Source organism: Oryzibacter oryziterrae (assembly GCF_021864535.1).
GTDB classification, from domain to species: Bacteria; Pseudomonadota; Alphaproteobacteria; order Rhizobiales; family Pleomorphomonadaceae; genus Pleomorphomonas; species Pleomorphomonas oryziterrae.
Genome location: NZ_JAKJIC010000002.1, coordinates 1 through 21,937, shown reverse-complemented (window position 1 = coordinate 21,937; position 21,937 = coordinate 1). Strand labels below are relative to the sequence as shown.

Sequence of the window (21,937 nt, the reverse complement as noted above, 5' to 3'; positions counted from 1 at the left end):
CAAGTACAGCATGCCGCGCCGGCGATTTCCAGAGCCTTCGTGATCGCAGCCCCCGAGCAGAAAGTCGGAGATCCCCAAAGCCTCAGGGCTTGGACACCTGCTGCCGTCCTACGGTCATTGCCCTGAGGCTTTCGCGCAAGGTCTTGCTGAGTGCCAATCCCGCCAGCGCCGTGGCGCCCACCCACCAGGCAGGACGCAGGCCAGCGGCGAGGCTGAAGTTGGCTGCGAACACGCGGCTCGCGGGGATGTTGGTGGCAAGGCGATACCAGAGCCATTCCAGCCCCATGGTTGCGAGGCAGGCGGCAATCGCCAGACCGAGCAGCACCGGCAGGGTCAGCGCCCATCTACGGGCGGCCAGACGACATCCGACCAGCCAGAGGAACAGACCGGCCATCAGCGTTGCCTGGAAGACGTCGATCTTGGACTGCAGGAAGAAATGCAGGAGGGCCAGCACGGTGATCGGAAAGACGAGGCGATGCAGCACGCTCCAGCGCTTGCCGAGCCGGCGGATGGCACTGTCGGTGGAGGTCGCGGCCAGCAGGGCGAGCCCCGTCAACGCGATAAAGCCGATGGTCAGGTAGAAGCGCAGCACGATCTCGCTGCCGACCTTCACCAGGTCGCCGTTCATGTCGACGGTGTAGAGGATGAGATGGCCAAGGCCATAGGCAAAGGACGCAACGCCGAGCATGCGGCGGATCTGGATCAGCTTGTTCCAGCCGGTGATGCGCCGCAAGGGGGTCACGGCGAGCGAGGCCAGCAGGAAGCGCACCATCCAGTCGCCAGTCTCGTGCACCGCGGCGTTATAGGGGCGAGGCCCGATGGCTCCTGAGGCAAGACGCCAGCCGATCCAGAAGGTCGGCAGGAAAAGGATCAGAAAAGTCAGAGCCTTGAGGGGCGAAAATCGATTGGCGCGATCGGTCCAGGGCAGCATCTTCCAGTCCTGTGCAACGGGAGAACTCTACCCGTTATTCGTTGGCCACACAGGATTTGTTTCAAGGCTCACAGGAACGTGTGCGCTTTCTTCGGCGGTCCTTGCGCTCAGACCGGACGTTCGTCAATGGCCACGGACTTGATCAGCGCGAAGACCGGCACGCCGGGCCGCAGGCCGAGTTCGTCCACCGCGCGGCGGGTCGCGGCGGCGACCAGGATGGCGCCCCCCTCGAGCTTCACGTCCAGCGACAGTTGCGGGCCCGTGCCGTTGACGGCGGCGATCTCGCCCTTGAGCGCGGTGCGGATCGTGATGTGCTTGGGCCGCTCGGTGGCCAGCGACACATCGGTGGCGCGCACCACGACGCGAACGCTGCGTCCGGCGGGGCCGTTGACCCCGGTGAGCCAGAGCCGCCCGGCCGGATGATCCACGGGCGTCAGCCCATAGTCCACGTCCGGCGCGCCGAGGCGGCCTTCGAGAACGGAGGCGATGCCGAAGCGGTCGCCGGTGTCCGCGCCCGAGGCGTGCAGCACATCCGCCGGCGCACCCTCGCGCACCACACGGCCCCGGTCGAGCACCACGACGCGCGCGGCAAGGCGGGCCACTTCCTCGACCGCGTGGCTGACATAGACGATGGGAATGGAAAAATCGTCGCGCAGGCGCTCGATCAGCGGCAGGATCTCGCGGCGGCGTTCCCAGTCGAGCGCCGCCAGCGGTTCATCCATCAAGAGGAGGCGAGGCGACGACAGGAGCGCGCGCGCGATGGCCACGCGCTGCTTCTCGCCACCGGACAGGGTTTCCGGCCGGCGCTCCATCAAATGGCCGATCCCCAGGGTCTCGACCACCGGCCCTTCTTCAATGCGCCGCTCGGCCGGCGGGCAGAACCAGCGGCCGAAATGCATATTGTGGCGCACGCTGAAATGCGGCAGCAGGCGGCTTTCCTGGAACACCACGCCAACGCGACGACGGTGAGGCCTGAGGTTGACGCGGGCCGAGGTATCACAGAGCAGGCGGTCATCGAGGGCGATGTGGCCGCGATCCGGTGCGGCAAGACCGGCGATCAGCTTGATGACGGACGACTTGCCCGAACCCGACGGCCCGAACAGAGCGGTCACGCCCTCGCCGCCGGAAAAGGCGACGTTGAGCTCGAAACTGCCGAGGCGGCTTGCGACGTCCACTTCCAGCATCACAGCGCCCTCCGGCTGCGGCGGGCGATGACTTCCGACAGCACCAGGGCGCCGAGGCCCATGGCCACGGCAATGCCCGACAGCGTCAGCGCTTCAAGGTCTCCATCCGGCGACTGGCTGGCGGTGTAGATGGCCGAGGCGATGGTGCGCGTCTCCCCGGGGATGTTCGAGACGAAGGTGATGGTGGCGCCAAATTCGCCCAGCGACTTGGCAAATCCAAGCGTGGCGCCAACGAGAATGCCGGGCGTCGCCAAGGGCAGGGTCACCAGGAAGAAGGTGGCGACGGGGCCGGCACCCAGCGTGCCGGCCGCCTCTTCCAGCTTGCGGTCCACAGCCTCGATCGACAGGCGGATGGCGCGCACCACGATGGGCAGCGCCATCACGGCGGCGGCCAGTACGGCGCCGGTCCAGCGGAAAGCGAAGACAATGCCGAAATAGTGGTCGAGAAAGGCGCCGATCAGCCCCTTTCGGCCGAACAGCAGCAACAGGGCATAGCCGGTGACCACCGGCGGCAGCACCAGGGGCAGATGAATCAGCCCATCCACAAGTGCCTTGCCGGGGAAATCGGCGCGGGCCAGCATCAGGGCGAGGGCAGTGGCCACCGGCAGCAACACGAGCGTTGAGACGGCGGCCACCTTGAAGGACAGGCCTATGGCAATCCAGGCGTCAGGCGATAGGTCGATCATGGGCCTCGATCGTCACAGGCGGGAGACAAAGCACGGCAGGGCCGTTGTCACTTGACCGTCTTGGCAAAGCCGGCTTCGGCCAGAATGGCCTGCGGCTTCTCGGTTTTCAACCAGGTCGCAAAGTCGGCAGCGGCCGCACTCCCGTCCTTGGTCACCACCAGCGGATAGACGATCGGCTTGTGGGTGTCGGCGGCAAAGGTCGCGATCACCTTCACGCCCGGCTCGGCCTTGGCGTCTGTGGCGTAGACGATGCCGAGCTTGGCTTCGCCGCGGGCGACCATCTGCAGGGCGACGCGGACGTTTTCCGCCGGCGCGAAATGCGGGGAGACCGCGTCATAGAGACCGAGCTTCTTCAGCGCTTCCTCGGCATAGGCACCGGCCGGCACCGACTTGGCTTCACCAACGGCGATGCGCTCGTCGCCGAGCACCTTGGGCAGGCTGTCCTTGGCCGAGAGATCGACCGCGACGTCGGCGTCCTTGCCGGCCACCAGCACCAGATCGTTGCCGGCGAGATCATAGGCCGTCTCCGGCTTCACCAGGCCCTTTTCCTCGGTGTATTTTTCCCATTTGACGTCGGCCGAGACGAAGATGTCCGCAGGAGCCCCCGCCTCGATCTGCTTGGCCAACTGGCCGGAGGCACCTGGCGTGATGGCAAATTCCACATCCTTGCCGGACGCCTTGTAGAGATCGGCGGCCTTCTGAAGCGACGGCGCGATCGAGGCGCCGGCAAAAATCTTGACCTGATCGGCGGCCGAGGCGGCCGACAGGGAGAGACCGAAGGCGACAGTGGCCAGAAGTGTTGCAAATTTCGACATGTTAGAGCTCCGCTTCACCGTTATATACCTGAGGGTATATCGGGTCGGCGAAGGTGACAAGCGCCTGACTGTTCCAGCTCAGATCAGGTCGTGCTGCTTCAGCTCTTCCTTCACGTAGGCATAGAAGATCGGCGCGGCGATCAGGCCCGGAATGCCGAAGGTCGCCTCCATCACCAGCATCACCGTCAGCATCTCCCAGGCGCGAGAGTTGATCTGGCCGCCGATGATGCGGGCATTGACGAAATATTCGAGCTTGTGAATGGCGATCAGGAAGACGAGAGCGGCAATGGCGGCCCCGGCCGAGATCCCGAGGCTGACGACGACGATCACGGTATTGGAGATGATGTTGCCGATGACCGGCAGCAGACCGACCACGAAGGTCACGGCAATCATGGTCTTGAGCAGCGGCAGGTGCACCCCGAAGAAGGGCAGCGCCACGCCGAGGAAGATGGCCGTCAACGCCGTGTTGAGCGCCGAAATGCGAATCTGCGCAAAGACCACGCGGCGGAAGGACAGCGTCAGACGCGCCATGCGCTCCTTCATCTCAACGGCGAGCGGGCCTGCCTGCTCGGTCGGCGGCTTGCGGAACAGCACGAGGCCGCCGATGATGATGCCGAACAGGATGTAGACGAGGATGCGGCCGACATCCTGGCCGAAGCGCTGCAATGCCCAGGCATTGGCCTGCAGGAACTGCGCGGCCTGATGGCGCAACTCCTCGGTATTGCCCGGAAGATACTCCGCAGCCCAGCTCGGCAGATAGCTGCGGCCGGTCTCGACGACGGCCGTCATCTTGTTGAGGAGCGCAATCAGGCCTTCGGAGTCATTGGAAAACAGCGAGGACGCCGCCACCACGGCTGCGGTGATGCCGAGCGAGATCAGCGCGACAATCACGATGAGGGCGACCGCCTTGCCCATTTCCTGCGTCCAGCCCGTGTGGTTGCGGAACCAGGGGGCCACCAGAAGCGCGGTCTCATGCACCAGCAAGCCGGCGAGCAAGCCGGCCAACAGGCCCATTTCAAGCGAAATCAACAGGCCACCGGCAACGACGACGAAGGAGGCAATTTTGACGGCGTTTTGCAACGACACATTTCCCATGGTGAACGAACCACGCTTTCCGATCTGAGCGAGCAGCTATACCCGAACAATGTGACTTCTAGAAACAAATGGCAGTACTTTTTTTATGAACCGATTCATGCCATCTATTTATATCTGAAAGGCATCGAAAAAACCGACGCGAGGTCCAGAGGAGGAACAATGTCTTCGCATACCCTATCCCATCGATTTTCCAAGGACTTCCTGTTCGGCGTCGCCACCGCCGCCTATCAGATCGAGGGCGCCCATGACGAGGACGGGCGCAAGCCGTGCATCTGGGACGCCTTTTCGCGGACGCCGGGCCGCGTCATCAACGGCGACACGGGTGCAGTTGCCTGTGATCATTATCACCGCATGCCCGAGGACGTGAAGCTGATCAAGTCGCTCTGCGCCGACGCTTACCGCTTCTCCATTGCCTGGCCGCGCGTGGTGCCCGACGGACGCGGCGCCGTGAACGAGAAGGGCCTCGCCTTCTACGATCGCCTGGTCGATGAGTTGCTCAAGAACGAGATCAAGCCCTTCGCCACGCTCTATCACTGGGACCTGCCGATCGAGCAGCATGGCCGCGGCGGCTGGTGCGCCCGCGACACCTCCTACGCCTTTGCCGACTATGCCGATGCCGTGATGAAACGTCTCGGCGACCGTCTGGCAGGCGTCATGACGCTGAACGAGCCTTGGTGCTCGTCCTTCCTGAGCTATCTCTATGGCCAACATGCGCCGGGCGAGAAAAACCTGCAGGCGACATTGGCCGCCGTGCACCACCTCAATCTGGCTCATGGCCTTGCGGTACAGGTGGTGCGCGCCCACAAGCCCGACATGCCCGTGGGCATCGTGCTGAACGCCAAGTCGATCCATCCCGGCAGCGACAAGCCCGAGGACATCGCCGCCGCCGAGCGCTACGACGCCTTCCACAATGGCGTCTTCGCCGAGCCGATCTTCGCCGGCCGCTATCCCGCCGCGGTGATGGAAGCGCTCGGGCCCGTCATGCCGAAGATCGAAGCCGACGATCTCAAGATCATTTCCCAGCCGCTCGATTTCCTCGGCATCAACTATTACTTCCCCGATCGCGTGGTCGCCGATCCGTCGGTGCCCTTCCCCGCGGCGACCCAGATCCAGCTCGAGAATGTCACGCGCACGGCCATGACCTGGGAAGTGCACGCACCGTCGCTTGCCCATCTCATCAAGGACATGGGTCGTCGCTTCAAGCTGCCGCCCATCTACATCACCGAGAATGGCTGCGCCCAATTCGATGAAATGGTCGACGGCGAGGTGAACGACCCCGAGCGCATCGACTATCTCGACGGCCATCTCACGGTGCTCGCCGACCTCATCGAAGAAGGCATCGACATCCGCGGCTATTTCGCCTGGTCGCTGATGGACAATTACGAATGGGCCTATGGCTACGCCAAGCGTTTCGGCATCGTCTATGTCGACTACGAAACCCAGAAGCGCACCATCAAGGCTTCCGGCAAGTGGTACCGCGACCTCATCGCCGGCCGCGCGCAGGCGGGCTCGAAGTAAGGCGGACGGCTTTTGCCAAAGAAAAAGGCGCGCCGGGCAAACCCGACGCGCCTCTTTTCATTTCCTGGCAGAGCCGGACAATCACTTGTCCTGGGCATCCGCACGATACTGCAGGAAGCGCTGCATCTGAGCGGCCTGCGAGCCGGACCCGGCGTCATGGGTGCCGATGAGCGGCTGGTCCATGCCGACCTTCTTGGTCACCATGTCGCCCGACGACGAGTTGGCCGACGGATCATAGTAGGTGACCGTGGCAGTGTAGCGGGCAGCATCGGCCTTGGCGGCTTCCGCCTGCGCACCGGCATTGGCGCCAGGAACCAAGGTGACGATCTCACCGGACGAAGAGTTGGCAGACGGATCCCAATAGGTCACGCCGTTGGCGAAAGCCAGGCTCGGGATGGCCAGAGCGGTCAGGGCGACGGCGGAGAGCACGAAGGTCTTCATGATTGAACTCCTTGGGTTTAGGCTTGTTCTTGGAAAGTAAAGATGGAACCCAGATCCATCTCTTTACTGAACTCTTTGCGGCGATCGACTTGTCGTCGCTGCTATGACCTTAAGATAGGAGCCAATCGATCACGGAAACAGTGGCGTTCTCGTCAACAGAGTGGGAGCCTTTTCGTGAAGATCTCACACGGCTTCGTGAGCACGGGATCGCCGACGCTTGCAAAACGGCCGCGAGCTTCCGCCCAGGAAATGCAAAAGCGCGCCGGGCGAACCCGACGCGCATCTGAGATTGGCCTGGTGCCAATGAAGCGATTACTTGTCCTGAGCGTCAGCGCGATACTGCAGGAAGCGATCCAGCTGGGCAGCCTGCGAGCCGGCGACAGCGTCATGCGTACCGACCAGAGCCTGACCGGCGCCCACCTTCACCGAGACGACGTCGCCCGAGGACGAGTTGGCGGACGGATCGTAGAAGGACACGGTGGTGGTGTAGAGACCGGCGTCAGCCTTGGCGGCTTCGGCCTGAGCAGCGGCGTTGCTGCCCGGGGCAACGGTCACGATCTCACCCGAGGACGAGTTGGCCGACGGGTCCCAATAGGTCACGCCATTGGCGAAAGCCAGGCTGGGAGCAGCAAGAGCGGTGAGAGCAACGACGGAGAGGACGATCTTGTTCATGATTTCTAAATCCTGTCTTTGTTTCAACTTTGAATCTCGGCCCGATTTCTGCGAACCGCTGATCTTTTCTTGCGAAGCATTTGGCCTCGCTTCGATGATTGGAAGATAGAGACGGATCGATCACGGAAATAGAGGGGGTGTCGTCACTTGACGGCGACTGGAAACGTGAACGCCCGGAACATAATCGTGAGCCGGCTATCACGCGATCGTGCGCAGCGCCCCCTTGAACACATAGGGCCGAAATGCTGAGGCGCACCAATGTGTTCGCGAGTCACAAAGCGCGCCGGGGAGATCCCGGCGCGCTTTTTTGAGCTCTGAAGAGCCGTGCTGGACCGCCGTTGCGGTCACTTGTCCTGAGCGTCCGCCCGATAGGCGAGGAAGCGCTGCATCTGCGACGCCTGCGAACCGGTGCCGGCATCATGGGTGGCGATCAACGGCTGATCCTCGCCCACCTTCTTGATCACGATCTGGCCGCCGCCGTGGTCGCTGGCGGAAGGATCATAGTAGGACAGGGTCGAGTTGTAGGTCTTGGCATCCGCCTTGGCGCTCGCAGCGTCGGCGGCAGCATCGCTACCCGAATGAATGGTAACGATCTCGCCATGGCTGTCGTCTGCCGAGGGATCCCAGTAGGTGACACTGTTGGCGAAGGCCAGGCTCGGAGCAACGATGGACGCCAGAGCGACGGCAGAGAGGACGATCTTCTTCATGATTTGACTCCTGATCTTCATTTCAATTTTGATCTGATTGAACCTCGCCGAACTTTTCTTTTCCTTCGGCTGAGGTTCGGTGCGAACCACTTGGCGTCGCATCGATGATCTGAAGATAGGGGCAGGTTGATCACGCAAATAGTGGGGGTGCCGTCAACAGCCGGCGATGATATCCGTGAAGATACGGAACCAAGTCGTGATGTGCATGTAACGACCTTGTGTGTTCACGCCCCTTGAAGCGCGTGCCGTTACGGCTTCGGAGCTTGCAGCGACGCGGAGGCCACGACAGGCAAGATGCTATGAAATCGAGGTTTTTCCGGTAATCCGACGAGGGTGCCCTCTCACGAGCGCCGCCCCTAGTCCCGGCCGGCGCGCCAATCGCGATAGGCGTACCAGACATAGGCGGCCTTGAGGCCGAAGCGGCGCACAAGCGGGTGGAACAGATTGGGTGGCAGCCCGAGAACCGGCTTCGGGAAGCGCAAGGGCGTTGCCACGCCTTCCGAAAGGGCCTCCGCCAGCAAGCGTCCGGCGATGGTGCCGCCCACCACGCCGCTCCCGTGCCAGCCAAAGCCGTAGGACACCGTCGGATCGTCGTCGAGACGCCCGATCGCGGGGGTCAGGCGGCCCGTCAGGCAGACGAGGCCATTCCAGAAATACTCCACATCCACGTCCGCCCAGGACGGGAAGACTTCACCGAGCCGGCGGGTCAGCCAGGCCTTCATGCGCATGTCTTCGGTGGGAGATCCGGACGTGCCGCCACGCGCGCCGAACAGGATGCGGCGGTCGGGCAGCAGGCGGTAATAGAACAGGAGATCGCGCGCATTGGTCAGCGTGCACTCCGTCTTCCAGCCCTCGGCGGCGAGTTCTTCCGGTGTCAGCGGACGGGTGACGATGATGTTGGAGAGCGCCGGAACGGTGCGATTGTCGAAGTCCTTGCGCAGGCCGTCGGGCGTGTAGCCATTGGTGCAGAGGATGACATGGCGGGCGCTCACCTCGCCACCGGGCGTGCGCAGCACATGCAGGCCGCCGCTCTTCTCCCAGCCGATGACGGGCGACTGGGCGTAGAGGGTGGCGCCATGGCGCTCCGCAGCCTCGCGCAGTCCGCCGAGATATTTCATGGGATGCAGACCGAAATGGCCAGGAAACCGCATGGCGCCGAATTGCTCGGTTCCTGCGTGGCCAACTTCCAGAAAGGCCTCGCGACTCAGGAACTCGCCCTCGAAACCAAACTGGCGCCAGGCTTCGACGGCGGCCTTGAGATCGTCGACCACCGCTGGGCTATGGGCCACTTCATAGTTGCCGTCGCCTTGCACGTCGCAGGCGATCGCCTCATCGGCGATCAGTGCCCGCACCGTATCGAGGCCACGCTGCTGCATGGCATGAAAGGCGCGCGTTTCGCCTTCCCCGTAACGGCGGATCATGTCGGCGAGCGACAGCTTGGTGGCGGGGATGGTGGCAAAGCCGCCGTTGCGGCCGGAGGCGCCCCAGCCATAGTCTCTCGCTTCCAGCACCACCGCTTCGATACCGCAGTCGCGCGCCAGATGCAGCGCGGCACTGAGCCCAGCGTAGCCACCGCCGATGATCGCCACTTCGGTCGAGCGCGCCCCTTCGAGCGGCACCGCAGCGCGAACCTTGGCGGTCGCCTGCCAATAGCTGCGCGGCTTGAGATCGGTCCGGTAGACGTCGGGGTGAAAGACGGTGGTGGTCATCGCTTCCTCTCATCACGCCGGCCGGACGATCGCTCCATCGTACCGTCAGCCGTGCCTAGCCTTGACGCCGGCAATATGCGCCTTGGCCTTCGCCACCTCGGAAGGCGGCAGAACGCCGGCGCGGATACCGACCTTGAAGGTCTCGCCGGGCCCAAGCGGCTTGTGCTCAACCGGCACGCCGTTCACCTTACCGGGCGTCGTCACGGAGTGCACGGGGAAAGCAAGGCCGAGCGCATCCTGATCGGGCGTGCGGCAGATCCAGCGCACCGAACCGCCGAGCGGGGCAAAGGAGACATAGTCGCCGCTGCCGTCGCCATGGACGGCAAGGAAATGCGCCTGCCCTGCATCGTCGGTGAGGCTGTCGAAGGTGAACACCACTTCCGGCGCGAACAGCTTGTCCGGCGACAGCACCGACGCCGGCGTCGGATCCTTGGCAAGGCGGTCGATCCACTCCACGTAACCCGGGCCCGGCTTGATATGCGGCGGGATTTCCTGGCGCACCCGGAAGGCTTCGCCGCTGTCGATGGTGGTACCGAACAGCTCGGCGTGGTCGGCCGCGCGCCAGTTCAGGTGCCCGAGATAGTGCACCTCCATGGGGGAGGCCTTGAGGTTGGTGACGGTCATGCCGACGAAGATGCGGCCACTGCCCTCATAGACCTTGGCCACCGGCACAGCGGCATAGTTGGTGGCGAAGGCGACCGTGTGATTGTAGCGGCCGGTCACGGCAATGAAGCGCCCGTCAGCATCCTCGCCCACATAGACGGCCGCCTCGCCATAGGGGGCGTTGGGCAGTTCGCCATGCTGCTCGCGCCGCTCGCCCGGCTCCGGCGCGCCGATCGCCGTGGCGCCGGCATGTTGGTAGAAGCCGCCATAGGTCTCGAAGAACTTCAGCGTCGGCCGCGGCATGTCGAACATGCTCTTCATGGTGACGTCGCGGCCGCCAAGGCGTGCGCGCCAGATGTGCTGACCCTGGAAGGGCAGGATCACCATTTCATTGTCGCCATCGCCGATGCGAACGGCATCCACACCCGTGGGATAGCGGAAGACCGAGGCGGCGAGGCGACCCGAGCGGAAAATCGTCCGTTCAACTTCGCCGAAGGCAACACTTGTGAGATCGACGACCGCCGTGGCGGCGCCATCGACATAGTCAAGGCTCATGGCTCTCTCCCTTGTCCGGTCCAGCCGAATGCCTCTGCGGCACCCCTGCCGGAGACATTCCCTGCGCAGCCAGCGCCGATTCCTCCCGCGACTGGCCGACGCAATAATTGTATGTGCTTCAACTAATCGCAGGAATTCTGCCCGCCGCCAAGCGGGTGCGTTACCTATCTCACCGGAAAATCATTCGGCTGCGAGCGCATCCGCCATGCCCGGCGCGGTTTGCCAGCCAAGGTCGGGCAGCTGGATCATGCGCTGGCCGCGCAGGTCGGACGCGCAGACCAGGAAGCCGCGCTCTTCCATATAGGCGAGCAGCCGGCGCGCCCGCGACGGGCTGCGGGTGCCATAGGCCTTGGCGATTTCGAGATCGGAGGGGCAAGGCGCCTTCTGCAGTGCCGCCTTGGCCACCAGAAGGAACACGCCGCGCATGTCCTCGGGCAGGGCCGCGGCGATCAGCGTCGCCTGCTTCCAGGCGTCCTCGTCCACCGTTTCCGTCTCGACACCGGCGCGCGCCAGGGCCAGACGCTTGCGGAAGGACGGCAGATCGAGGCTTTCGCCCTGCACGCGCTTGATGCGACAGCGCACCAGGAAGTCCTGATAGAGCATGGAGACCTGCGCGAAAGCCGCCTCCGGCTCGGCCAGCATCTCGGTGAGGATCTCCTCGATGGTCTCGTCGCGCTCCATCATGCCGAGGAGATCGGCCTGCGCCGGGTTGTCCTCGGGTTCGGGCGCCAGGGCCTGACGCGACTGGGCCAGCTGGTTGAGAATGTCGGCGGTGGAGACCTGCGACACCGGCCCGCGCGGGATTTGTTCGCCCGGTACGGACCGGAAGATCAGCTCGCGCGCTTCCTCGCCCACGGTCTCGGGCAGCGGCATCAGGGCGGGACCACCGCCACGACCGCGCGTTTCCACATTGCCGATCTTCACCGGTTCGGGACGACGGGTGATGGCCGGACCGAGGGCGACGAAGTGGCCGCGCTCAAGATTGCGGAAGGTCTCCGCCTGCCGCCGGTCCATGCCGAGCAGGTCGGAGGCGCGCGCCATGTCGATATCAAGGAACGTGCGGCCCATCAGGAAGTTGGACGCCTCGGCCGCAACATTCTTGGCCAGCTTGGCCAGACGCTGCGTGGCGATCACGCCGGCAAGGCCGCGCTTGCGGCCGCGGCACATCAGGTTGGTCATGGCGGCAAGCGAGGCGCGGCGCGATTCGCCATCGGCTTCGCCGGATGCGGCCGGCGCAAAGAGCTGCGCTTCGTCCACCACCACCAGCATGGGATACCAGTGATCCCGCTCGGCGTCGAACAGGCCGTTCAGGAAGGCGGCAGCGGCCTTCACCTGGCCGTCGATATCGAGGCCCTCCAGATTCAGGACCACCGACACCCGGTGACGGCGCACGCGGGCGGCGATCAGGGCGAGATCGCGCTCGGAGCCGACGGCATCGACCACCACGTGGCCGAAGCGATCGGCAAGCGTGACGAAATCGCCCTCCGGATCGATCACCGCCTGCTGCACCCAGGGCGCGCTCTGTTCGAGCAGACGGCGCAGAAGATGCGACTTGCCTGAACCGGAATTGCCTTGCACCAGCAGGCGGGTCGCGAGCAGTTCCTCAAGGTCGAAGCAGGCCCGCTGGCCGTTGCCCTTGCCGCCGATGTCTACGCTGATGGTCATCCTGATGGGCTATCCGTTACGCTGAACTGGTCCGCCATCGCCGACTGGCGAGATCAAGCGGCACTGTTTGCCGATTCGCCCCGGATTGTCCAAGGCCGTGCGCCGGTGATAGGAGGATGGTCCACCACAGATTTCGGGGAGAACAGCCTGCCATGGTCCGTATCGCGCTCGTCACCATATCCGATCGCGCTTCGCGGGGGGAATATCAGGATCTGAGCGGTCCTGCCATGGCCGCCTGGCTGTCGGCTGCCATCACCAGCCCTTGGGAGCCGGTCATCCGCATCATCCCCGATGGCGTCGACAGCGTGCGCGATGAGCTGATCCGCCTCTGCGACGAGGAGAAGGTCGATCTGATCCTCACCACCGGCGGCACGGGACCGGCGCCGCGCGACCTCACGCCGGAGGCCATGCGTCAGGTTATGGAAAAGGAGTTGCCCGGCTTTGGCGAGCTGATGCGCAAGATCAGCCTCCAAAAGGTGCCGACGGCCATCCTGTCGCGCCAGACGGCCGGCACGCGCGGCCGCACGCTGATCATCAACCTGCCGGGCAAGCCGTCGTCGATCAATGTCTGTCTCGACGCCGTCTTTCCGGCGGTGCCCTATTGCCTCGATCTCATCGAGGCCGGACGGATCGAGACCGACCCGTCCGTCGTCGTTGCCTTCCGCCCGGGCTGACGGGCGGCACAAGGCCGGTCAGCCCGAGCCGTGGCTCAGAGGCTGCCCGGCTTCATCATGCGCATGAGCGTCGAGTCCTTCACCACGAAATGGTGGTAAAGCGCGGCGCCGGCGTGAACCAGAATGAACACGATGAACACGGGCTTGGCCAGCTCGTGGATGTCGCCGAACTCACGGCTGACATATTCGGCCAGCAGGCCGGTCACCGGCACGGCAAACAGCAGCACGTAGAAGCCAAAATGCAGGAGCTGGGCCACCTTGACCTGCAGCGCCGGTCCCGGCACCGGCTCGGGCGCGCCGACGGACAGACGAACCAGCAAGCGAATGGCCGTCAGAAGCAGAATGGCGATGCCGACGTAGATATGCAGGTTTGCGCCCTGGTTCAGGGGATCAAGCACCGTCGGATCGGGCTGGGCGCCACTCTCCTTGAGGCCGCGCAGGTAATGGCCAAGATCGCCCATCACTTCGCCGAAGACCAGTTGGTAGAGCACCAGGACGGCGATACCCCAATGCAGCGCCAGCTGCATGGCCGTGTACCCTTGGCTTGACTTCTTCATTTGCTGTTTCTCCATTTCAAGGCTGACATGAAATGACATGCCAACCTGACTGCAACCTGACGGTTACGCCGACGCGGGCGACCGGATCAGACGCATTTGGCACATTTTGTCGCACCGCCCCCGCGCGTCGCGGCAGAGCCCGCGCCTCGTCCCGACGACTCAAACGCGAGAAAATTCTACCACGACACTGTGTCTGTGCGTTTGGCATTGTCGTCTCAATACAATGCCTGAATGATCTTTTTTGCAGTCTTTGCCGAGACAATCATCTCCGGGTACATATTTCTGCATACCTCACGCCAACAAAAGCGCCACGAACAAGACAGAACCCCAAAGCATACTTCGTTATTTACTCGCTATTTAATGGTACCGTGTATGACGACAATAAGTCTTTCCTCATCGAGATCGCGTTGAGCACCCAAGCGACCACACTAAGTACAAACCCTGATGGTACGCAGCCGCTTCGGCGGGGCTGGCTTGACGGACTGCCGTTACCGTCGGTGCTTGCCGATGGAACGGGGCTGATTGTGGAGCTGAACGGGCTCGCTGCCGAGCTCTTCGATCTCCGTCCCGGCGTCAGCGCCCATCTCGGTGCCCTGGTTCGTGCAGAAGACTATCCCCCTCTCAAGGCCTTGATGATCGTCCTCCTGATGGCCCCTGACAGGGTGGAGACGCGCGACATCGGCCTTGATGGTGCTGGCAGCGTCTCCCATTGCCGCGTCTGGCTCAAGGCAGCGCGCGACGGAAGCGGTCGAAATGCAGTCCTTCTGCAGTTCCAGGACATGTCCCACATCGCCGCCCGCGAGACCGAGCTTCTGAGGAAGCAAGCCCGCTGGAATCAGGCGCTGGCCAGTGCGCGAACCGGCATCTGGGAATATGACACCCGGCGGCAACGCCCCTATTTCAGCGACTCCTGGAAGCTGCTCCGTGGCCTTGATCCCGCGGACACAACGCCCATTTCGCTCGATGAGCTCATGGCTGCGGTGCACCCTGAGGACACCGATCGCATCACCGACCTTGTCCTGCGTCAGCGAAACGGCGAGCAGGTATGCAACGTCTACGACTATCGACTGCGGCGAACGAACGGCGAGTGGATCTGGATCGAGTGCCGCAGTACCACGGTTGAATGGGGCCAGGACGGCAAGCCGCTTCGCATCGTCGGCACCGATATCGACATCACCGAGCGCAAGCGCTCCGAGCAGACCCTCGAGCGCCTGTCACGGCGGCTGCAGGTCGCGCTGGAAGCGTCGCGCATCGGTGTTTTCGAGGCAGACTTCGATGCCGGCACCGCCGGATGGGACGCCGGCATGTTCCGCGTCTACCAGGTGGAAGAGACACAGCAGGTCCTGATCGGCGGCCTGTGGGAGAACATGCTGCATCCCGAAGACCGGGACAGGGTGTTTGCCAAGGTCAATCACCACGTCGCCAACCTGCTGCCGTTCTTCGATGAGTTCCGGGTGATCGTGGCCAGCGGCGAGGTCCGCTTCATCCGCTCGCACACCCTCCCCTTCATCGACGCCGACGGTCACCGACGCATGATCGGCGCCAACTGGGACGTCACCGACGACCGCATGTTGCGCAAGGCCCTCGAAGATGCCCATCGCCTTGCCGAGGCCCGCAACCGTGAACTGGAAATCGCCAAGGCCGAAATCGAGCGCGTGGCGCTTCTGGATCCCCTGACGAGCCTGCCCAATCGGCGCTATCTCGACAGCCAGCTTGTTCGCATGGCGCTCGATCCTGACCTGTCGTCGCAAGGGCTCGGCGTCTTGCACATCGACCTCGACCGCTTCAAGCAGATCAACGACACCTATGGTCACGATGTCGGCGACACCGTGCTGCACAAGGCGGCGGCGATCCTGCGGGAGAACACCCGCGAAGGCGACTTCGCGGCACGCATCGGCGGCGACGAGTTTGCGCTGTTTGCGCCCGGTCTCACCGATCTCGAAGACCTGGCCGAGCTTGCCACGCGCATCATCGATGCCATGCGCAAGCCGGTGCATGTTGATCACATAGAATGCCGCTACGGCGCCAGCGTCGGCATCTCTGTCGGCCACGGCAGCGGCCTCGATCCGCGCCAGTTGCTGCTCAACGCCGACATCGCGCTCTATCAGGCCAAGAACAAGGGGCGGAACCGCTTCGAATTCTTCACCGACGAATCGCGCAACCGCATGGTGCTCAACCGCCAGACTTCGGACGAGATCCTGCTTGGTCTTGACCGCGGCGAGTTCGTTCCCGTCTACCAGCCGCAGTTTTGCGGGCAGACGCTCGATATCGTCGGCGTCGAGACGCTGGCACGCTGGCAGCACCCAACCCGTGGTCTGCTGGCGCCGGACAAGTTTCTGGCCATCGCGCAGGATCTCGACATGGTCGCCGAGATCGACCGGCGGATCCTGGAACAGGCCCTCGCCGATTGCGCAGCCTGGGAGGCACGCGGCTTTATCGTCCCCAAGTGTTCGGTCAACGTCTCTTCCGAGCGCCTGCGCGATCCGAGCCTGATCAAGTCCCTGTCGACGCTGCCCATCCGCCCGGGCACGATTGCCTTCGAACTGCTCGAATCCATCTTTCTTGACGAGATCGACGAGCCGGTTGCCACCACGCTGCATCATCTCGGTGCCCTTGGCATCAACATCGAGATCGACGACTTCGGCACCGGGCATGCCTCGATCGTCAGCCTGTTGCGCCTGCGTCCGAGCCTGCTCAAGATCGACCGTCAGTTGATCGCCGCGATCACCAGCTCCACCGAACAGCGCGGTCTGGTGCAGGCCATCATCCAGATGGGCCATTCGCTGGGCATCCGCGTGCTTGCCGAGGGCGTCGAAACCGACGCGCATGTGCAGGTGCTCAAGGCGCTCGATTGCGACTTCCTTCAGGGGTACGGCCTGGCTCGCCCGATGCCCGCCAGTGCCATCGTGGACTTTGCCGCCCGCCAGTCCTGGCGTGCCCGGTCCTGATGGACCGTCACATTCTCGCGAAATCCCTCTGCTAGAGCGCCAGGAGCGGTCACGCCGCACCATGGGCAATGTCCCGGATTGCCTTTCGCCTGAAAAGATGTAAACAGCATTCATGTTTTTGAAGGAGGCGCGAATGCTGTCCCGCCGAGCACTGTTGACCAGTGCGGCCGCCTTGCCGCTCCTGTCTCTCGCCCAACCCCGCCCCTCCTTTGCCAATCCGCGCAATCCCGGCCCCGTACCCAAGCCGACGTCAGGACGAACCGTCAGGCTTGAGCTCGACGTCGCCGAGCGGCCGCAGTCCCTGCCCTGCTTTGGCGGCCGCAACCTGCCGCTCTGGACCTTTTCGCCGGACACCCCGCTCCCCATCGTGCGCATGAAGCTGGGCGACCGGCTGGACACCCATCTCGTCAACAATCTCACGCGCGCCAATGAACACGTGTCGATCCACTGGCATGGCCTGCGCATTCCGATCGATCAGGACGGCGTGCCCTATATCTCACAATATCCGGTGGCGCCGGGCAGAAGCTATGACTACAGCTTCGTGCCGCCCGATACCGGCAGCTACCTGTTCCACACCCATTGCAACACGGCCGAACAGCTCGGTCGCGGTCTCGCCGGCCTGATCATCGTCGAGGGGGATGAAACCGAGCCCTATGACCACGAGGAAGTGCTGGTCTATCGCGACTGGCACATGAGCCCGGACGGCACCGCGCCCACCTTCGAACCCTTCCTCACCGACAATGGTGCCGCCAATGCCGGCACCTTCGGCAAGCTGCGCAGCGTCAACTTCCAGGTAGAGCCCGAGATCGCCGTTCCCGCCGGCGCCGACGTCCGCATCCGCTTCTACAATGTGGATCCGACGCGCATTCTCGAGCTCGGCCTCGAGGGCGCCGAGGCGGCGATCATTGCCGTCGACGGCATGGCGGTGACGCCCTTCCCGCTGGAAACCTGGCGCATGGGATCGGCCATGCGCATCGATCTGGTGGTCCGCACGCCGGCCGATGGCGGCGTCGCCACCTTCATGGACTATCGGACTGCCGGAGGCGCCGTCCTCGCCCATCTCAAGGCGTCAGGCACGCCGAAGCGGACCCAAGCCTTCGATCCGGCCCCGCTTGCCGCCTCGCGTGTGGCGGCACCGGACCTTGGCAACGCCACCACCATCGCCTTCGAGCTTTCGTCGACCGCGCAAGGCTCGCTGCTGGCGGCGGACGCCGAGCGCTTTCCGGGCATCGACAGCCTCTGCCTCAGCCAGAAGACCTTCTGGTCGATCAACAAGACCACCTGGCCGGAGACCGGCCACGAGAAGCTGCCGCCGCCTTTGGCCGTGCTGGAGCGCGGCAAGAGCTACATCTTCGAGTTTTCCAACATCTCCAAGCAGTTCCACCCGATCCACTTCCACGGTCACAGCTTCACCTATCTCGGTTCGAACAAGAACAACCTGCCACCGCATTACACCGACACGGTGCTGACCGTTCCGCGCGAGCGCGCCCGCGTCGCCTTCGTCGCCGACAACCCCGGCGACTGGATGCTGCATTGCCATGTGATCGAGCATCAGGAGACGGGCATGATGGGATACATCCGCGTGCTCTGATCCGATGCCGTGTCGTGCGACGACACTTCGCCCGCAGACAACGAAACTATTTCTGCAAATTGTCACCACAATCAGACCGTAAGGTTGTCTCACGCCTCCGCAATCTCTGCGAGGCGCAAGCTAACTCTTTGGAAACTGTCGCAATTAACCTGATTTTCGGAGCTCCCAATATATTAGGTAGAGTTGTGTGGGGCGTACCGAAAAGGATTCAAGGACCTCCGCCGGATCTGCCGTCGCCGCAGCCGGTCGCGTTCTCGCGTTGTCGTATGCCCATCGCCAAGATGCCTTGGAAGCCGGATTACCCAGACTTTTGAACCTGTAACTGCCGTTCAGCCAACAATCGGCAGATGTCCTTCCACTCAAGGGAACCTAAATGTCGAAAAAACTGTCACGTGTATTGCTCCTCCAGGTCGCCCTGGCGACAGGCAGCTTTGCCTTTGTTGCAGCGCCTGCCCTGCCGGCGATGGCAGCTGCGGTTCAGACCTCCGCTGCCAAGCTGCTGGAGCAGCAGGCTGTTGCGGTGCTGTCGATTGCCAACACCTACGCCGCCCTGCCCAAGGACACGCGTGCAAAGTCGGCCACCTTCGCCAAGGCGCTCAGCGACACGATCGATGCCTACCAGGCTCTCGACGCTGCCGCCAAGAAGAAGGACAGCAAGGCTCTCGGCAAGGCTCTGCCCGCCGCGGCCACCGCGCTTGCCAAGCTCGGCAGCGCCCAGGACCTGTCCGGCATCGAAGACGCCAAGATCGACAAGGATCTCACGGCGCTGAACGGCCTGTTCCGTCAGTATGCCCAGGTTGTCGCCCCCAAGAAGTCCGGCGGTTCGGACAAGGCCAAGGGCGAGAACAGCAAGCGCATCCAGGCGCTGACCGCCAAGGTCACCGAGATGTCCTCCAAGCATGGCAAGGACTCGCGCTATTCGGCGTCCGACGCCCGCCTGCTCGCCCTGCTGGCCGAAGCCAACAAGGCCAATGAGGACGCCGCCGCCCTGTGGATGGTCGACCTGCTGCTGGCGGAAGTCTTCGGCTACTCGTCCGGCACCTATGAGTATGTGGTCGCCTACGATCCCACCTATGCGGCCGACTACAAGACCTACTGGACCTACGCTTCGCAGGAAACCAGCTACTTCTACACCGAGTCCTACAGCTACTACGAAGAGTATTCCTGGGAATCCTATGAGGAGACCGTCTCGGTCGAGGAATCCTACGAGCTCAGCGCGACCTCGGAAGAATATAGCGAGTATTCCTCCGAGATCGACACCGACTCCGAGATCGAAGCCTCTGTCGACGCTTCCTACGAAGAGAGCGGCCTCTCCGACGAGATCGATCAGGTCGACACCGAGGCCACCAGCGAGGAAGACAGCGCAGCCACCGATGAAGCGGTGAACAGCGAGGACGCTGGTGCCGATAGTGCCGACGCTCCCGCTGACGGCGGCGACAGCGCCGACGCCCCCGATGATGGCGGCGATAGCGCCGACGCTCCCGACGACGGTGGCGACAGTGCGGACGCCCCCGATGATGGCGGCGACAGCGCCGACGCTCCCGATGACGGTGGCGACAGCGCCGACAGCCAGGACGACGGCGGCGACGACAGCGCTGATGACGGCGGTGACGATAGCTCCGATGATGGCGCCGACGACGGTCAGTAAGATCGGCGGCTGGCCCCGGTCGTCCCCATGACGGGGCATCGAACAATATGAAACGGGCGGGATGCGATGGCGCCCCGCCCGTTTGTCATGTCCACATGGCTGATCTCGAAAGGGTCGCTCAGGAGGCGTCGGCGCCGGCCACCTGTTGACGGCGGACGAGCCAGGATTGCGTCACCGTCATTGCCAGCAGCATGGACGCCACGAAGATCAGTCCCGAGGTTCCAGCCAGCGTGATCGACACCAGCGCCGGGCCGGGGCAGAAGCCGGCGAGCCCCCAGCCGAGGCCGAACAGCGCGGCACCGGCAACAAGGCGCAGGTCGATGGCTTTGAGAACCGGCAGGTCGAAGCGGCTGGCGAGCCAGGGTTGACCGCGCCGAAAGGCCAGGCGATAGCCAACGAAGGTGAGCATCACCGCCCCGCCCATCACGAGGATCAGGCTCGGATCGAAGCTGCCGAACAGGTCGAGGAAGTTCAGCACCTTGGCCGGATCGGCCATGCCGGAGATCAGGAGACCAAGGCCGAAGATCAGGCCGGCGATGGCTTGCAGGGCGATACGCATCGTCAGACCTCAGATCACGTGACGGACAATGAAGACGGTCACGAAGGCGACCGCCATGAAGGTCAGCGTCGCAGCCAGGGATCGAGGCGACAGACGCGCCAGACCGCAGACGCCATGGCCGCTGGTGCATCCATTGCCGAGCACCGTCCCGGCACCGACCGCGAGTCCGGCCACCACGAGCGCGGGTGTCGACGCAGCGACGGTCACCGCATGCAGCGGCAGATGGAACAGCGTGAAGATCAGCGGTGCGGCCACCAGACCGGCGACAAAGGCGGCGCGTCCCTTGACCTCGCCGCGCCAGGGCGGCAACAGATGCCCGACGATTCCGGTGATGCCGGCGATGCGGCCAAGCCCCGCCATCAGGAGAACGGCCGACAATCCGATCAACAGTCCCCCGGCGAGGGAAGCGTAGGGGGTGAATTCGGTCAACTGCGGCTCCATGGCAAAAGGCGGCGAGTGTGCATTGTCGCATGGTCGGCCTGCGGCTTGAAGGCAAGCCATATTCCCCCGGCGCTCTAGGACGCAAAGTTATTTCAGATATTCATATATTAGAAGAAACTGAATCTATTTCATGCAGGAAGGCGACGTAAATCGAGGCGCCTCCATCGCGGGGCCGACCGTTGCCGCGAGCTGCGGAGCCAGCGCGCCTCGCAGCGATTCCCTGTTCCGTGACGTCGCCTTTGCCCCACCGCGAGCGTACTCACCGGAGCATTGCCCGTCACCCCCGCGCCAGCGGTCCCTTCCGGAAGGCGTCGACGAAGCCATCGATCTCCCGCGACAGGTCCGACGCCTGCCGCTTCACTTCCGTCGAGTGATGGCGCAGCGTCTCCGCTGTCGCCGTGGTGCGCGACACCATGGCCGAAACGCTGCTGATGCTGGCGGCCAGCGATCCTGCGCCTTCCGCGGCCGCTTCGGAAGCATTGGAGATCTCGCGCGTCTCAGCGGTCTGCTTCTCCACCGCCTCGGCGACGGTCAGGGTCATGCGGTTGATCTGGTCCATCATGCCGGCAATGGCGGCAATGCGCGCGGCGGTCCCGCCTGTCTTCGACTGGATGTCGGCGATGCGGCCCGAGATTTCCGCCGTGGCCTTGCCGGTCTGTTCGGCCAGGGCCTTCACTTCACCGGCCACCACCGCAAAGCCGCGTCCGGCGTCACCCGCACGCGCGGCTTCAATGGAGGCGTTGAGCGCCAGCAGATTGGTCTGCTCGGCGATGGCGCGGATGATTTCCACCACCGACCCGATGCCGATGGCCGCGTCGTTCAAGTCCTTGATCTCGCGGGCCGAGCTGTCGGCCTCCGTCTTGGAATGCTCGACCACGCCCGAGGTGGCGACCACTTCGTCACGGATCTCGCGGATCGAATGCTCAAGCCGTGCGGCC

The 21,937-nt window shown here is 63.8% G+C and carries 20 protein-coding genes; 5 read left to right on the top strand and 15 right to left on the bottom strand.

What is annotated here, in order from left to right; translation table 11 throughout:
• Positions 1 to 82: 82 nt before the first annotated feature.
• The 5 genes from msrQ to L2I41_RS02500 form a co-directional block, all read right to left on the bottom strand.
• Positions 83 to 931, bottom strand: coding sequence for a protein-methionine-sulfoxide reductase heme-binding subunit MsrQ (gene msrQ / locus L2I41_RS02520; RefSeq protein ID WP_237151935.1), 849 nt, complete (start codon positions 929 to 931; stop codon positions 83 to 85).
• Between the two features lie 107 nt (positions 932 to 1,038).
• Positions 1,039 to 2,115, bottom strand: a complete 1,077-nt coding sequence (gene modC, locus L2I41_RS02515) for a molybdenum ABC transporter ATP-binding protein (RefSeq protein ID WP_237151934.1) — start codon at positions 2,113 to 2,115, stop codon at positions 1,039 to 1,041.
• Positions 2,115 to 2,801, bottom strand: coding sequence for a molybdate ABC transporter permease subunit (modB, locus tag L2I41_RS02510; RefSeq protein ID WP_237151933.1), 687 nt, complete (start codon positions 2,799 to 2,801; stop codon positions 2,115 to 2,117). Before modB ends, modC begins: the two co-directional genes overlap by 1 nt.
• Before the next feature lie 47 nt (positions 2,802 to 2,848).
• On the bottom strand, positions 2,849 to 3,616 hold the full coding sequence (gene modA, locus L2I41_RS02505) for a molybdate ABC transporter substrate-binding protein (protein WP_237151932.1): 768 nt from the start codon (positions 3,614 to 3,616) through the stop codon (positions 2,849 to 2,851).
• Between the two features lie 78 nt (positions 3,617 to 3,694).
• Positions 3,695 to 4,696 carry an AI-2E family transporter gene (locus tag L2I41_RS02500; protein ID WP_237151931.1) on the bottom strand — a complete coding sequence of 334 codons (1,002 nt, stop codon included), beginning with the start codon at positions 4,694 to 4,696 and terminating at the stop codon, positions 3,695 to 3,697.
• Positions 4,697 to 4,870: 174 nt separating this feature from the next.
• Here L2I41_RS02500 and L2I41_RS02495 point away from each other — a divergent pair, with 174 nt between their 5' ends.
• On the top strand, positions 4,871 to 6,229 hold the full coding sequence (locus tag L2I41_RS02495) for a GH1 family beta-glucosidase (RefSeq protein WP_237151930.1): 1,359 nt from the start codon (positions 4,871 to 4,873) through the stop codon (positions 6,227 to 6,229).
• Between the two features lie 81 nt (positions 6,230 to 6,310).
• On the opposite strand, the gene L2I41_RS02490 is transcribed toward L2I41_RS02495, so the two are convergent.
• The 6 genes from L2I41_RS02490 to L2I41_RS02465 all read right to left on the bottom strand — a co-directional run bounded on the left by L2I41_RS02490 (position 6,311) and on the right by L2I41_RS02465 (position 12,581).
• Positions 6,311 to 6,670, bottom strand: a complete 360-nt coding sequence (locus tag L2I41_RS02490) for a hypothetical protein (RefSeq protein ID WP_237151929.1) — start codon at positions 6,668 to 6,670, stop codon at positions 6,311 to 6,313.
• 312 nt (positions 6,671 to 6,982) lie between these two features.
• Positions 6,983 to 7,342 (bottom strand): hypothetical protein, encoded by a 360-nt coding sequence (locus L2I41_RS02485; RefSeq protein WP_237151928.1) that lies wholly within the window; start codon positions 7,340 to 7,342, stop codon positions 6,983 to 6,985.
• A gap of 344 nt (positions 7,343 to 7,686) precedes the next feature.
• On the bottom strand, positions 7,687 to 8,049 hold the full coding sequence (locus L2I41_RS02480) for a hypothetical protein (protein WP_237151927.1): 363 nt from the start codon (positions 8,047 to 8,049) through the stop codon (positions 7,687 to 7,689).
• Between the two features lie 356 nt (positions 8,050 to 8,405).
• On the bottom strand, positions 8,406 to 9,758 hold the full coding sequence (locus tag L2I41_RS02475) for an NAD(P)/FAD-dependent oxidoreductase (protein WP_237151926.1): 1,353 nt from the start codon (positions 9,756 to 9,758) through the stop codon (positions 8,406 to 8,408).
• 45 nt (positions 9,759 to 9,803) lie between these two features.
• Positions 9,804 to 10,916 carry a DUF4432 family protein gene (locus L2I41_RS02470; RefSeq protein ID WP_237151925.1) on the bottom strand — a complete coding sequence of 371 codons (1,113 nt, stop codon included), beginning with the start codon at positions 10,914 to 10,916 and terminating at the stop codon, positions 9,804 to 9,806.
• A gap of 180 nt (positions 10,917 to 11,096) precedes the next feature.
• Positions 11,097 to 12,581: a helicase HerA domain-containing protein gene (locus L2I41_RS02465; RefSeq protein ID WP_237151924.1), complete on the bottom strand. Its 1,485-nt coding sequence runs from the start codon at positions 12,579 to 12,581 to the stop codon at positions 11,097 to 11,099.
• Positions 12,582 to 12,733: 152 nt separating this feature from the next.
• On the opposite strand from L2I41_RS02465, the gene mog reads away from it, so the two are divergent.
• Positions 12,734 to 13,255, top strand: a complete 522-nt coding sequence (gene mog, locus L2I41_RS02460) for a molybdopterin adenylyltransferase (RefSeq protein WP_237151923.1) — start codon at positions 12,734 to 12,736, stop codon at positions 13,253 to 13,255.
• Positions 13,256 to 13,290: 35 nt separating this feature from the next.
• Here mog and L2I41_RS02455 read toward each other — a convergent pair whose 3' ends face one another.
• Entirely contained in the window at positions 13,291 to 13,812 is a 522-nt protein-coding gene (locus L2I41_RS02455) for a cytochrome b (RefSeq protein WP_237151922.1), read from the bottom strand.
• 407 nt (positions 13,813 to 14,219) lie between these two features.
• Between L2I41_RS02455 and L2I41_RS02450 the strand changes: the two genes are divergently transcribed.
• From L2I41_RS02450 to L2I41_RS02440, 3 genes are all read left to right on the top strand, one after another.
• Positions 14,220 to 16,760: a sensor domain-containing protein gene (locus tag L2I41_RS02450; RefSeq protein ID WP_237151921.1), complete on the top strand. Its 2,541-nt coding sequence runs from the start codon at positions 14,220 to 14,222 to the stop codon at positions 16,758 to 16,760.
• Positions 16,761 to 16,893: 133 nt separating this feature from the next.
• Entirely contained in the window at positions 16,894 to 18,351 is a 1,458-nt protein-coding gene (locus tag L2I41_RS02445; protein ID WP_237151920.1) for a multicopper oxidase family protein, read from the top strand.
• Between the two features lie 373 nt (positions 18,352 to 18,724).
• A complete protein-coding gene (locus L2I41_RS02440) occupies positions 18,725 to 19,999 on the top strand; it encodes an ICP22 family protein (RefSeq protein ID WP_237151919.1) in 1,275 nt (424 codons plus the stop codon).
• 118 nt (positions 20,000 to 20,117) lie between these two features.
• On the opposite strand, the gene L2I41_RS02435 is transcribed toward L2I41_RS02440, so the two are convergent.
• The 3 genes from L2I41_RS02435 to L2I41_RS02425 form a co-directional block, all read right to left on the bottom strand.
• Positions 20,118 to 20,558: a DUF6691 family protein gene (locus tag L2I41_RS02435; protein WP_237151918.1), complete on the bottom strand. Its 441-nt coding sequence runs from the start codon at positions 20,556 to 20,558 to the stop codon at positions 20,118 to 20,120.
• A gap of 9 nt (positions 20,559 to 20,567) precedes the next feature.
• The gene (locus tag L2I41_RS02430; protein ID WP_237151917.1) at positions 20,568 to 20,987 is read right to left on the bottom strand and encodes a YeeE/YedE family protein; all 420 of its coding nucleotides are present in this window, start codon (positions 20,985 to 20,987) and stop codon (positions 20,568 to 20,570) included.
• Positions 20,988 to 21,276: 289 nt separating this feature from the next.
• The coding region (locus L2I41_RS02425; RefSeq protein ID WP_304610543.1) for a methyl-accepting chemotaxis protein at positions 21,277 to 21,937 on the bottom strand (661 nt) is incomplete at its 5' end.

Excerpts from the sequence above, each read along its gene's own strand:
- L2I41_RS02475 (WP_237151926.1), bottom strand. The coding sequence starts at position 9,758 with ATGACCACCACCGTCTTTCACCCCGACGTCTACCGGACCGATCTCAAG.
- L2I41_RS02445 (WP_237151920.1), top strand. The coding sequence starts at position 16,894 with ATGCTGTCCCGCCGAGCACTGTTGACCAGTGCGGCCGCCTTGCCGCTC.
- L2I41_RS02490 (WP_237151929.1), bottom strand. The coding sequence starts at position 6,670 with ATGAAGACCTTCGTGCTCTCCGCCGTCGCCCTGACCGCTCTGGCCATC.
- L2I41_RS02440 (WP_237151919.1), top strand. The coding sequence starts at position 18,725 with ATGTCGAAAAAACTGTCACGTGTATTGCTCCTCCAGGTCGCCCTGGCG.
- modA (WP_237151932.1), bottom strand. The coding sequence starts at position 3,616 with ATGTCGAAATTTGCAACACTTCTGGCCACTGTCGCCTTCGGTCTCTCC.
- L2I41_RS02470 (WP_237151925.1), bottom strand. The coding sequence starts at position 10,916 with ATGAGCCTTGACTATGTCGATGGCGCCGCCACGGCGGTCGTCGATCTC.
- L2I41_RS02480 (WP_237151927.1), bottom strand. The coding sequence starts at position 8,049 with ATGAAGAAGATCGTCCTCTCTGCCGTCGCTCTGGCGTCCATCGTTGCT.
- msrQ (WP_237151935.1), bottom strand. The coding sequence starts at position 931 with ATGCTGCCCTGGACCGATCGCGCCAATCGATTTTCGCCCCTCAAGGCT.
- L2I41_RS02495 (WP_237151930.1), top strand. The coding sequence starts at position 4,871 with ATGTCTTCGCATACCCTATCCCATCGATTTTCCAAGGACTTCCTGTTC.
- L2I41_RS02485 (WP_237151928.1), bottom strand. The coding sequence starts at position 7,342 with ATGAACAAGATCGTCCTCTCCGTCGTTGCTCTCACCGCTCTTGCTGCT.
- L2I41_RS02455 (WP_237151922.1), bottom strand. The coding sequence starts at position 13,812 with ATGAAGAAGTCAAGCCAAGGGTACACGGCCATGCAGCTGGCGCTGCAT.
- modB (WP_237151933.1), bottom strand. The coding sequence starts at position 2,801 with ATGATCGACCTATCGCCTGACGCCTGGATTGCCATAGGCCTGTCCTTC.
- modC (WP_237151934.1), bottom strand. The coding sequence starts at position 2,115 with ATGCTGGAAGTGGACGTCGCAAGCCGCCTCGGCAGTTTCGAGCTCAAC.
- L2I41_RS02465 (WP_237151924.1), bottom strand. The coding sequence starts at position 12,581 with ATGACCATCAGCGTAGACATCGGCGGCAAGGGCAACGGCCAGCGGGCC.
- L2I41_RS02435 (WP_237151918.1), bottom strand. The coding sequence starts at position 20,558 with ATGCGTATCGCCCTGCAAGCCATCGCCGGCCTGATCTTCGGCCTTGGT.
- mog (WP_237151923.1), top strand. The coding sequence starts at position 12,734 with ATGGTCCGTATCGCGCTCGTCACCATATCCGATCGCGCTTCGCGGGGG.